General features: G+C 37.1%; 10 protein-coding genes. All 10 read left to right on the plus strand.

The annotated features are described in order from the left end of the window. Positions 1-245: 245 nt before the first annotated feature. The 10 genes from KHA87_RS04860 (at position 246) to KHA87_RS04905 (ending at position 12,236) form a co-directional block, all read left to right on the plus strand. Positions 246-2,636: a penicillin acylase family protein gene (locus KHA87_RS04860; RefSeq protein ID WP_213092972.1), complete on the plus strand. Its 2,391-nt coding sequence runs from the start codon at positions 246-248 to the stop codon at positions 2,634-2,636. A 286-nt stretch (positions 2,637-2,922) separates the two neighbouring features. After that, positions 2,923-3,873 carry a tRNA (adenosine(37)-N6)-dimethylallyltransferase MiaA gene (gene miaA, locus KHA87_RS04865; protein ID WP_213092973.1) on the plus strand — a complete coding sequence of 317 codons (951 nt, stop codon included), beginning with the start codon at positions 2,923-2,925 and terminating at the stop codon, positions 3,871-3,873. A gap of 32 nt (positions 3,874-3,905) precedes the next feature. After that, positions 3,906-4,136 carry an RNA chaperone Hfq gene (gene hfq, locus KHA87_RS04870; RefSeq protein WP_213092974.1) on the plus strand — a complete coding sequence of 77 codons (231 nt, stop codon included), beginning with the start codon at positions 3,906-3,908 and terminating at the stop codon, positions 4,134-4,136. 360 nt (positions 4,137-4,496) lie between these two features. Then, positions 4,497-5,438 carry a stage V sporulation protein K gene (gene spoVK, locus KHA87_RS04875; RefSeq protein WP_213092975.1) on the plus strand — a complete coding sequence of 314 codons (942 nt, stop codon included), beginning with the start codon at positions 4,497-4,499 and terminating at the stop codon, positions 5,436-5,438. Between the two features lie 126 nt (positions 5,439-5,564). Continuing rightward, positions 5,565-6,809: a GTPase HflX gene (gene hflX / locus KHA87_RS04880; protein WP_213092976.1), complete on the plus strand. Its 1,245-nt coding sequence runs from the start codon at positions 5,565-5,567 to the stop codon at positions 6,807-6,809. Between the two features lie 22 nt (positions 6,810-6,831). Then, entirely contained in the window at positions 6,832-8,094 is a 1,263-nt protein-coding gene (locus KHA87_RS04885; RefSeq protein ID WP_213092977.1) for a methionine gamma-lyase family protein, read from the plus strand. A gap of 1,620 nt (positions 8,095-9,714) precedes the next feature. Continuing rightward, on the plus strand, positions 9,715-10,119 hold the full coding sequence (locus KHA87_RS04890; RefSeq protein WP_213092978.1) for a MerR family transcriptional regulator: 405 nt from the start codon (positions 9,715-9,717) through the stop codon (positions 10,117-10,119). Positions 10,120-10,176: 57 nt separating this feature from the next. Continuing rightward, entirely contained in the window at positions 10,177-11,511 is a 1,335-nt protein-coding gene (glnA, locus tag KHA87_RS04895; protein ID WP_213092979.1) for a type I glutamate--ammonia ligase, read from the plus strand. 129 nt (positions 11,512-11,640) lie between these two features. Beyond that, on the plus strand, positions 11,641-11,814 hold the full coding sequence (locus KHA87_RS04900) for a hypothetical protein (protein ID WP_213092980.1): 174 nt from the start codon (positions 11,641-11,643) through the stop codon (positions 11,812-11,814). 182 nt (positions 11,815-11,996) lie between these two features. Further along, positions 11,997-12,236, plus strand: a complete 240-nt coding sequence (locus tag KHA87_RS04905; protein ID WP_213092981.1) for a hypothetical protein — start codon at positions 11,997-11,999, stop codon at positions 12,234-12,236. Positions 12,237-12,311: the final 75 nt, after the last annotated feature.

Here is a 12,311-nt window from a genome sequence, read left to right on the forward strand (position 1 = left end):
CCTTATGTAAAAATACACTCCTTAGGATTATGGAGGAGTGTACTTGTCTTACGGTGTATTGTTGCCTAGTCTGCACAGCAAAATTAATTATAGTAAAGTTATTGTAATATTTCAATAGATTTTGATAAAAATAAGCTGAATTTTTATTATTTTCGAATTCAAATTTATAATCTGAATTTATGTTGCTTTCGAAAGGATTTTTCCGAAAAACAGCTAATATTCTTATAGCAAGGGGGATGAATAAAATGGAAGTTGTAATAAATAAAAAGCCGATTAAGAAATGGAAGAAGCCCGTCATTTGGACATTATCAATTTTCATCATTATCGTATTTTTAATTGCAATGCTGCTTAATTTTTACACCTTAAGATCCTTGCCGAAAATATCTGGTCAAATTTATTTACTTGGCATACAAAAGCCTGTAAGCGTTATTCGAGATGCGAATGGTGTTCCTCATATCAACGCAAAAAATCTCCATGACCTGTACTATGCCCAAGGTTATGTGGAGGCACAAGACCGACTTTTCCAAATGGATTTAAGCCGCAGGCAAGCCTCAGGAACATTAAGTGAAGTGGTGGGGGAAGCTACGGTAAATCGGGATAAGTTTTTTCGTACACTAGGGCTAAGACGGGCAGCAGAAAAATCCTATCAGCAGTATTCAGAAGAAGGGAAAAATGTATTAAAATGGTTTGCTGATGGTGTCAATGCCTATATGAAGGATGCGATTGACAAAAAAACATTGCCAATAGAATTTAATTTATTAAATTATCATCCCGAAAAATGGACTCCAACAGATTCATTAACGATTGGAAAATATATGGCATTTGACTTAGGAGGACATTGGAACGAACAGGCCTTTAATTACTGGGCACTAAGCAATTTATCGGAGGATAAGGCGAAAGAACTTCTGCCTAGTTATCCAAAGGATGCACCTTTGATCATTTCTCAAATAAAGAACAACCATATTGATATTGGAAAAAGCTTCGCAGAGGCTATCAATCCTCCAGTATTTAATGGCAGTAATGATTGGGTGGTAAGCGGTGAAAAAAGTATTTCAGGCAAACCACTGCTAGCAGACGATCCTCATTTATCACTGGCAACACCCTCTATTTGGTATCAAATGCATTTACAAGCAGGAGACATGAATGTGAGTGGTGTAATATTTGCTGGTATACCTGGGATAATACTAGGATCTAATGAACATATTGCATGGGGTGTGACAAATACAGGTCCTGATGTTCAGGATTTATATATTGAAAAACGAAACCCCGATAATCAGGCCCAATTTCTTTATAATAATAAATGGTATAATGGAACGGTTATTGAGGAGCCAATTAAGGTTAAAGGTAAAAAAACGATTCCGTATAAGGTTACGATTACAAAACATGGACCAATCATTTCAGAATTTGCCTATCAAAATAAAGAGAACACTGTTTTTTCATTGCAGTGGACAGCACTAGAACCTTCCAGAGAATTAGAAGCTGTTTTGAATATGAACAAAGCAAAGAATTGGAATGAATTTGAAAATGCACTACTGGATTTTCATACTCCTACACAAAATTTTGTGTTTGCAGCAAATGATGGAACAATAGCATACAAAGCAAATGGGAAAATTCCAATACGAAAAAAAGGGATAGGGCTTTTACCAGTACCTGGATGGACTGATGAGTATGGATGGAAGGGATATATTCCATATGATCAGCTTCCAAAGATAGTTAATCCTGCTCAAGGCTTCATCTCCAGTGCGAATAACAAAGTTATTGATGACAACTACCCTTATCATATCAGTAATGTATGGGCACAGCCTTACCGCCAAATGAGAATTCAAGAGGTTTTGAAATCAAAAAATAAGATAACGGTAAATGATATGAAAGCGCTGCAAATGGATCAAATCAATGAATCAGCACGTGAATTTGTTCCCCAATTCCTGACTATATTAAACAATGCACCTTTATCACCAACAGAGAAAAAAGCGTTGAACGAATTGAAAAAGTGGAATTATAAAGATGATAAATCAAAAGCAGCACCGTTAATATATAATCTTTGGATGAAAGAAATACCAAACGTAATATTTAAAAAAGAGATTCCCAATAATGTTTTAGATCTATTTGAAGATAAATCACAAGCGGTGGATCAGCTTTTACGAAGCGCCATCAGTGGAAATGAAGGTGTATGGGTAAAAGATAGAGGCGGGATAGAGCAAGTTTTACAAAAATCGCTTCAACAGGTTCTTAGTCAACTAGAAGAAAAATATGGTGGCGAACCTGAGACATGGAAGTGGGGAGACTATCATCAACTATACTTTGCGCACCCGTTATCAGCATCATCCGATATATTGGCATTTATTTTTAACCGTGAAAGTCCAGTTCCTATAGGGGGCAGTAAAGTGACTGTTCAAGCAGCGAGTAATCGGGATGATGGAATCGTTGATCATGGGGCCTCCTGGCGTTTTGTTATTGATACGAGTGATATGAATAAATCGTACCATATTGTAGGTCCAGGCCAGTCGGGACATATTAGAAGCAAATGGTATCATGATCAAATTAATGACTGGGTTAATGGCAATTATCACGAAACAACTTTAAACATAGCTGTGAAGGATGGGAAGGAATTAACTCTACTGCCACTTAAAAAATAGGTTTTTGACCGGCTTTTGTTAAGAGCCGGTTTTATTATTCAATTATTTATTTTTAATGTGTAGGAATGTTTAATCCATAAAACAAACGGGTATACTAAATAACTGTTCCAATCTGTTTTATTATAAATATGGTACGATAATAAGTGATGCGGATTTGCGTCTTGTTTGCCTATGTATAGAGTCTTAGGAAGAACAATTCTATGCTATCTGCTGGACAAATATTATACTCACTGTAAATATAATAAGTATAATAAATTCTTATTTTATCAAAAAGGCTGTGAAATGGTTGAGTGATCTTCAAAAGCTTATCGTACTAATTGGACCCACTGCTGTTGGAAAAACAGATTTAAGCATTTATTTAGCTAAATTGTTTAATGGTGAAATCATCAGTGGCGATTCCATGCAAATTTATAAAGAGATGGATATTGGAACAGCGAAAATTTCGATAGAGGAAATGAAAGGAGTTCCGCATCATCTTATTGATATCAAAGAACCGGAAGATTCATTTTCAGTTGCTGAATTCCAGCAGCTTGTTCGCAGTAAAATTGCGGAAATACATAAAAGAAATGCGATTCCGATGATCGTTGGCGGAACAGGTCTTTATATACAATCCGTTATATATGATTACCAGTTTTCTGATGATGTTGGGAATGATGAATTTCGAAAAATGTTAGAAATGAGAGCAAAAACAGAAGGGAATATGGCACTATACAATGAATTCATGGCGATAGACCCTATAAGTGCTGAAAAAATACACCCAAACAATATTCGAAGAGTCATTAGAGCATTGGAAATATTTCATTGTACTGGAAAAACAGCGTCCGACTATCACCAAATGCAAAAGCCCCACTTATTATATAATGTCGCTTTAGTTGGGTTGACGATGGAAAGGGAAAAGTTATATAACAGAATAAATAGGCGTGTAGATATCATGATGGAAAAAGGGCTAATGGAAGAAGTAAAAAAGCTATACGATGCTAATCTTCGGGATGTACAATCTATTCAAGCAATTGGATACAAAGAGCTTTATGCCTATTTCGATGGAGAAATTACATTGGATGAGGCTGTAGAAAGATTAAAACAAAACTCTAGAAATTATGCGAAAAGACAGCTTACATGGTTCCGGAATAAAATGGATGTCACATGGTTTGATATGACAGAAGCTTCAGAGCGCTCAAAAAAAATAAAGGAAATTTCAAATTTTATTGCAGGAAAGCTGCAGGTAAAAATCGAATAAATAGTAATAGAGATAGAAGAGGAGGACTAAGCATGAAACAAGCAGTTAATATTCAAGACCAATTCCTAAATCAGTTAAGAAAAGATGGAACTTCTGTTACGGTTTTTTTACTCAATGGATTTCAGTTAAGGGGCCAAGTAAAAGGGTTCGATAATTTTACTGTTTTGTTTGAATCGGAAGGGAAGCAACAGCTCGTTTTTAAGCATGCCATATCAACTTTTGCCCCTCAAAAAAATGTTCAAATAAATTTTGAAGAACAATAAGATAATCATTGCTCCCTGCTCATCGCTGAATAATAAAAATGTGTAGCCTAGCGGTTACACATTTTTATTTTGCTTTATAAACCTGCACTTTCATTTTAATAGGTAAGTAATGTTTAGGAAGCAACACGAATAGAATAAAGGTAAGGCATTATTTCTTGGGAAAGCGCGAGAAACGACAAATCAAACAATTTTACGAAAAAAATATTGAGATTTTTGTCATATTTTCGTGGTTTCTTGCTTAAATTTGAAAGTTATGTAGAAACATTCAATAATTCAGAGGAATGTTCCATATTAAAATGGGCATTTGTCACAACTTATGCTTCTAAGCGTATACTGTTTTTAGAATGTGAGGTGAACGCTTTGGACCAACCAATACGCATGAAAAATAACGGACAGATTAGTATTGTACTGAATGCCCAGCAAAGAGAACTACCTCCATCTTCTATACAAAGGGAAGTTGTTCCAAAGACGAATTCCGCAGAGCATGAAGCATTAAAGGAAATTGAATCTGAATTAAGCGCTCTTGTCGGAATGGATGAAATGAAGAGAATGATTAAAGAAGTGTATGCTTGGATATATGTGAATAAAAAAAGGGAATCTGCAGGACTAAAAACGGGCAAACAAGCGCTTCATATGATGTTCAAAGGAAATCCGGGAACTGGAAAAACGACAGTGGCCAGAATCATTGGGAAACTTTTTCAGAAAATGAACGTACTATCGAAAGGGCATTTAATCGAAGCAGAACGAGCAGACTTAGTTGGAGAATATATTGGTCACACGGCACAAAAGACTCGGGATTTAATTAAAAAGGCGATCGGCGGTATTCTCTTTATTGATGAGGCGTATTCTCTTGGGCGCGGAGGGGAAAAGGATTTTGGAAAGGAAGCGATTGATACACTCGTAAAGCATATGGAGGATAAACAACATGAATTTATCCTGATACTTGCAGGGTATTCCAATGAAATGGACTATTTTTTAAGTTTGAATCCAGGGCTTCATTCCAGATTCCCACTTGTCTTTCATTTCCCTGATTACTCGGTAGAACAATTGATGGAAATAGGAAAACGAATGTTAAAGGAGAAGGAATATAATCTTAGTCAAGATGCAGAACGAAAGCTGAAGGAACATTTAAGCTTAATAAAAATGGTGAATCCCGTAAGTTTTTCAAATGGACGCTATGTTAGAAATATTATTGAAAAATCCATTCGTTCACAAGCGATGAGATTACTATCTGACGGGACTTATGATCGCTATGATTTAATAACATTAAGAAGCATTGATTTAGTATTTCCGGATTCATAGACTTATGTAGCTAGTCGAACTGACTAGCTTTTTCTTTTTTTTCTTGTGATGAACGGTATTGGTTATGCTAAATTTTTTATTATTTGGTAAGATAATAAAATATGTACAAGAAAGCGAGTTGGTCAAATGGCTAATGAAATGAAGGAGAAAGCAATTTTAGTTGGCTGCCAGATAGGTGACAATGCAGAGCGGTTTCAATATTCTATGGAGGAATTAGCCTCTTTAACTGAAACGGCACAAGGTGAAGTTGCAATAATAGTCTCCCAGAAAAGAGATCGGATAGATTATTCCACCTATATAGGAAAAGGGAAAGTAGAAGAAATTGAACGTCTGGAAGAAGAATTAGAAACGGATTTAGTAATCTTTAACGATGAGCTTTCCCCAAGTCAATTGCGGAATTTATCTCGTATTTTAAAGAGCAGGGTTATCGATCGTACACAGTTAATCTTAGATATATTCGCTGGAAGAGCAAGATCTAAGGAAGGAAAACTTCAGGTGGAGCTTGCCCAATTACAATACTTGCTTCCTCGATTAATTGGTCAAGGGACAGAATTATCAAGACTTGGTGGAGGTATTGGAACAAGAGGTCCCGGTGAAACCAAGCTTGAATCAGACAGGCGCCATATTCGTAGACGAATTACCGAAATTAAGAACCAATTAGAAACAATTGTAAGTCATCGCGAACGATATCGTGAACGAAGAAAAAAGAACAAAGCTTTTCAAATTGCTTTAGTTGGTTATACAAATGCTGGAAAGTCCACTCTGTTTAATCGCTTATCAAGCGCCGATTCCTATGAGGAAAATCAATTATTTGCTACATTAGATCCATTAACAAGAAAATTGGTTTTGCCTAGCGGATATTCTGCGTTATTAACAGATACAGTAGGCTTTATTCAAGATTTACCTACAACATTAATTGCTGCTTTTCGTTCTACATTAGAAGAGGTAAAAGGAGCGGATATTCTCCTCCATATCGTCGACAGTTCAAATCCCGATTATCATAACCATGAGAAAACGGTCCAAAAATTATTGAAGGAACTGGAAATGGATCATCTTCCTCAATTAACCGTGTATAATAAAATGGATGCGCGGCATTCGGATTTTGTACCAACTGCTGAGAATCATATTATGATCAGCGCTTTGCATGCAGATGATCGGCATCTGTTGAAGCAACATATTGAAAATGAAGCCATTCAATTAATGGTTCCGTATGATGTTTTAGTGCCATCAACGGAAGGGAAGCTTTTAGCACAACTTAAAGCCGATACTATATTAAGAGAGCTTCTTTTTATAGAAGAGGAACAGGTTTATAAATGCAAAGGATATGCCTTGCAAGACCACCCAGTTCTTGGTCTTTTAGAACAATTTTAGTAATAAAAGGAGTATATAAGAAATGTTTCAACATTTAATGAACGCAGATAAACTTCAGCCAATTGTAGTGGAAACGGAAAAACAAATTGCAGCTATTCATCAGCAAATTGATCAAAGGGTGGAAGAAAACCAGTTTAGGGTATTACAAAGCTTTCAAAACCATCGTGTCAGTGATACGCATTTTATTCCTTCAACCGGGTACGGATATGATGATATCGGACGGGATACGTTGGAAAAAATTTATGCACAAGTTTTTGGAGGAGAAGTAGGCTTAGTTCGCCCGCAAATTATTTCTGGTACACACGCTATTTCCATTGCTTTATTTGGTATTCTTCGTCCTGGCGATGAATTACTTTATATAACAGGAAAACCATATGACACGTTAGAGGAAATTGTCGGAATCCGAGGAAGCGGTAATGGTTCATTAAAAGAATTTAATATCCATTATAATAGTATCCCTTTAACTCCAAGTGGTCAGGTAGATCTGGAAGCTGTTCGGAGCGCAATAAAGCCTAACACGAAAATGATCGGAATCCAAAGGTCGAAAGGATATGCGAACAGACCGTCTTTTACAATTGCTGAAATAGAAGAAATGATATCCTTTGTAAAAAAAATCAAACCGGATACAGTGGTATTTGTTGATAATTGCTATGGTGAATTTGTTGAGACAAAAGAGCCATGTCATGTAGGCGCTGATTTAATGGCCGGCTCTTTAATTAAAAATCCCGGGGGAGGAATTGCTAAAACAGGCGGATATCTCGTGGGTAAAAAAGAGTTCGTTGAGTCATGTTCTTATCGGATGACTTCACCGGGGATTGGCGCGGAAGCTGGTGCTTCTTTATATAGTCTCCAAGATATGTATCAAGGCTTCTTTCTAGCTCCGCATATTGTTGGACAGGCATTAAAAGGCGCAATTTTCACCTCGGCTATTCTACAAAAGTTTGGTATGAATACTCATCCAGCTTGGAATACATATAGAACCGATTTAATTCAATCTGTTCAGTTTGATGACCCGGATAAAATGATTGAATTTTGTCAAGCTATCCAGTTCTCATCCCCTGTAAATTCATACGTAACGCCATATCCTAGCTATATGCCAGGTTATGAAGATGATGTAATAATGGCAGCGGGTACTTTTATACAAGGTGCGAGCATGGAACTTACGGCAGATGGACCTCTGCGTCCCCCATACACTGCCTATGTGCAAGGTGGTTTAACCTATTCACACGTGAAAATCGCCATCTGCTCTGCATTAGACCGCTTAATGAATAAAGGGTTAGTTTAATAAATATCGAGATGACTTTTATTGTCCTAAAGGAGAAAAAAGGTCAAATCACTGAATCATTTGCAATTTTTACGCCACAATATTCTCAAATTACATAATTCTTTGTCTAGAGAAAAGATATTTTTTAATGCTTTGGGTGGTAATACCAAGCTTAAAAGAAACCGAAATTTTGTAACCAGGCGATGATTAGGGTAATCAATCGGGATATAGGTGCCCGAAAAGGAGTAACAAGGGGACAAATGGGAACCAAACGAGGGAATAGGTGCCGAAATCGAGTGACAAAGGGACAAAAGGGAATCAAACACGGGGATAGATGCCCGAAATGGAGCCGCAAGAGGAAAAAGGGTAACCAATCGAGGGGTTAGGTGCCCGAAATGGAGCCGCAAGAGGAAAAAGGGTAACCAATCGAGGAGTTAGGTGCCCGAAATCGAATGACAAGAGGAGAAAAGGGAACCAAACACGGGGATAGATGCCCGAAATGGAGCCGCAAGAGGAAAAAGGGTAACCAATCGAGGGGTTAGGTGCCCGAAATCGAATGACAAGGGTACAAAAGGGAACCAAACACGGGTATAGATGCCCGAAATAGAGCCGCAAGAGGAAAAAGGGTAGCCAATCGAGTGGTTCGGTGCCCGAAAAGGGATAACAAGGGGACAAAAGGGAACCAAACACGGGAATAGATGCCCGAAATGGAGCCGCAAGAGGAAAAAGGGTAACCAATCGAGGGGTTAGGTGCCCGAAATGGAGCCGCAAGAGGAAAAAGGGTAACCAATCAAGGAGTTAGGTACCGAAATCGAATGACAAGGGTACAAAAGGGAACCAAGCACGGGTATAGATGCCCGAAATGGAGCCGCAAGAGGAAAAAGGGTAGCCAATCGAGTGGTTCGGTGCCCGAAAAGAGATAACAAGGGGACAAAAGGGAACCAAACACGGGTATAGATGCCCGAAATGTAGCTGCAAGAGGAAAAAGGGTAACCAATCGAGGGGTTAGGTGCCCGAAATCGGATGACAAGAGGACAAAAGGGAACCAAACACGGGTATAGATGCCCGAAATGGTGCCGCAAAGGGAAAAAGGGTAACCAACCGAGGGGTTAGGTGCCCGAAATCGAATGACAAGAGGACAAAAGGGAACCAATCGAGGGGTTAGGTGCCCGAAATGGAGCCGCAAGAGGAAAAAGGGTAACCAATCGAGGAGTTAGGTGCCCGAAATCGAGCCACAAAAGGAAAGGGGGAACCAAACTAGGATATAGTTGCCCGAAAAGAAGTACCATTAGAAAAAAGGGAACAAACAGTAAAATGCACTTCAAATTCGTATATACTCCAATCATTATCTTACAGATTGAAATATCTAGATCATTTCAGATATGGAAATAAAGTGATAATTTTATTAAGTCTAGACTTTAACAAAAGCACACTGTGATTTTATATGTGAAATCCAGTGTGTTTTTTTTTGCTATTTGATAGTTTGCACTTCTAAAGTAAACCCGTAACTAAAAGAAGTAATCGACAATAAAAAAGTTTCCATGAAATAATTTTCATGTTAGAAATACTAACATGAGTTTGACAATTTTTCTTACATTGAATATAATCTTAAATAAGAAAGGGAGAAGGGGGAAATCAAATATGACGAAAAAAGAAATCCGTCGTTCTATGGCAATCTTACCAATTAGTACTGTTATGCAATTAACTGAGCTCTCCGCACGTCAAATTAGATATTATGAAGAACATCAGTTGATCTCTCCTTCTCGTTCTGAAGGTAATCGTCGCCTTTATTCATTAAACGATGTCGATATGCTTTTAGAAATTAAAGAGTTTTTAGATCAAGGAATTAATATGGCTGGCATTAAACAGATACTCGCTATGAAGGTAACGAATAATGAAGCAGAGACTGCTCAACTTACAGAAGAAAATAAAACAATTATTACGGATGAACAAATTCGCCGAGTACTAAGGGAAGAAATGCTGCAGGCTGGAAGATTTCAGCGCCCTTCTATGAAACAAAATGAAGTACCGAGATTTTATCATTAAAAACTCAAGTAAGTTTTAATTTACAAAAATAATTTATCCTATAGGAGGATGGGTCAAGTGTCAAAGTATAGTCGTGAGGATATTATTCGTATTGCCGAAGAAGAAAATGTTAAGTTTATTCGTCTCCAATTTACAGATATTTTAGGAACAATCAAAAACGTTGAGATTCCTCTAAGTCAATTAGGGAAGGCTTTAGATAATAAAATGATGTTTGACGGTTCTTCTATAGAAGGATTTGTTCGTATTGAAGAGTCCGATATGTATTTATATCCGGATTTGGATACTTGGGTTGTTTTTCCGTGGACTGCAGAAAAGGGAAAAGTAGCAAGATTAATTTGCGATATTTATAATCCAGATGGAACACCGTTTGAAGGTGACCCTAGAAATAACTTAAAACGAGTTCTTAAGGAGATGGAGGAGTTAGGCTTTACTGATTTCAACCTTGGACCAGAACCGGAATTTTTCTTATTTAAGTTAGATCAAAATGGTGAGCCTACCCTTGAACTAAATGATAATGGCGGATATTTTGACCTTGCCCCAACAGATTTAGGGGAGAACTGTCGTCGTGATATAGTACTTGAACTAGAAGAGATGGGATTTGAAGTAGAAGCTTCCCATCATGAGGTTGCACCAGGTCAACATGAAATTGACTTTAAATATGCGGACGCAATTAAGGCTTGCGATGATATTCAGACCTTTAAATTAGTAGTTAAAACAATCGCCCGTAAGCATGGTTTACATGCAACCTTCATGCCTAAACCGTTATTTGGAGTTGCAGGATCCGGAATGCATTGCAATCTATCCTTATTCAAAAATGGTAAGAATGCCTTTTTTGATACAAAAGGAGAACTTCAGCTAAGTGAAGTTGCATATCAATTTATTGCTGGTGTCATTAAGCATGCAACAAACTTTACAGCTGTAACAAATCCAACAGTAAATTCCTATAAGCGTCTTGTTCCTGGATATGAGGCACCTTGTTATGTTGCTTGGTCTGCACAAAATCGCAGTCCTTTAATTCGAATTCCTGCATCTCGCGGATTAAGTACTCGTATCGAAGTTCGAAGTGTGGATCCATCCGCAAATCCATACTTGGCAATGGCAGTATTATTAAAATCTGGATTAGACGGAATTAAAAATAATTTGAAGGCTCCAGCACCTGTTGACCGAAATATCTATGTAATGAATAAACAAGAGCGTGAAGAAGCAGGAATCATTGACTTACCAGCAACACTATTCCATGCATTAGGAAATCTAAAATCGGATGAAGTAATGGTTAATGCACTTGGTGATCATATTCTTGAGCATTTCCTTGAAGCGAAGGAAATTGAATGGGATATGTTCCGCACACAAGTCCATCCTTGGGAAAGAGAACAATATTTAAGCATATATTAATAGAGGAACCCCTTGATACCTTAGGTATACAAGGGGTTTTTTTATTATAAAAATCAATATTGGTATACAAAAACTTTTACATTGTTTCAGTTGAAATACAAATACTATGTCCAAAGGGGTGAAATGGTTATGAAATGGAATGAAGAAGCAGCTCCAAACAATAATATTCCTTCTGAAGTACTCCAAACCTCAAAATTTGCTTCAGATGAACAAAAAGATCATGAATTTTCAGAGGAGCTATCAGACGGTGGAGAAAGAGACGAAGCAATCAAAAGACAAATGAAAAATAATCGCAAAATGTAGCACCGTGTTGGGTGCTATTTTTTTGTCTTTATATCTAAAAATAAAGAGGAATGGCGTTTAGAAATGAAGAATAAAATATATAAGAGTTTTGATTTCTTAAAATAAAATATATTAAAAGATATTCATGTAGATACTTTGGACAAGCATAAGATAATACTACTAAAGTGGAGAGGTGGTGTATTATGCTACAGATATATGATGTTGCTATTATTCCTTTAATTATTGGGGTGGTAGAATTATTTAAAAGAGCTGGATTGTCTAAAAAGTATTCTCCATTCATTGCTGTTATACTCGGGCTTTTATTTGGAATATTTTATGTAAGTGGTAGTATAAAAGAGGGAATCATTATTGGTTTAATGCTAGGTTTATCTGCAAGTGGTTTATATAGCGGCACTAAAAACATGACGAAGGGGGACAAATAACGTCTCTAGTAAAATGTTTTTCTGCTGTATTTTTCGGTAGAGTTAAAGAAAAATCAAACCCCAAAAGGAATATGG

Origin of the sequence: Bacillus sp. FJAT-49736 (assembly GCF_018343615.1) — a bacterium.
Taxonomy (GTDB): Bacteria; Bacillota; Bacilli; order Bacillales; family Bacillaceae_C; genus Margalitia.

What these genes read in the sequence shown, in the direction of transcription:
- KHA87_RS04860 (WP_213092972.1), top strand. Translation starts at nt 246, where the DNA reads ATGGAAGTTGTAATAAATAAAAAGCCGATTAAGAAATGGAAGAAGCCC.
- hfq (WP_213092974.1), top strand. Translation starts at nt 3,906, where the DNA reads ATGAAACAAGCAGTTAATATTCAAGACCAATTCCTAAATCAGTTAAGA.
- hflX (WP_213092976.1), top strand. Translation starts at nt 5,565, where the DNA reads ATGGCTAATGAAATGAAGGAGAAAGCAATTTTAGTTGGCTGCCAGATA.
- KHA87_RS04885 (WP_213092977.1), top strand. Translation starts at nt 6,832, where the DNA reads ATGTTTCAACATTTAATGAACGCAGATAAACTTCAGCCAATTGTAGTG.
- KHA87_RS04890 (WP_213092978.1), top strand. Translation starts at nt 9,715, where the DNA reads ATGACGAAAAAAGAAATCCGTCGTTCTATGGCAATCTTACCAATTAGT.
- KHA87_RS04900 (WP_213092980.1), top strand. Translation starts at nt 11,641, where the DNA reads ATGAAATGGAATGAAGAAGCAGCTCCAAACAATAATATTCCTTCTGAA.
- KHA87_RS04905 (WP_213092981.1), top strand. Translation starts at nt 11,997, where the DNA reads ATGCTACAGATATATGATGTTGCTATTATTCCTTTAATTATTGGGGTG.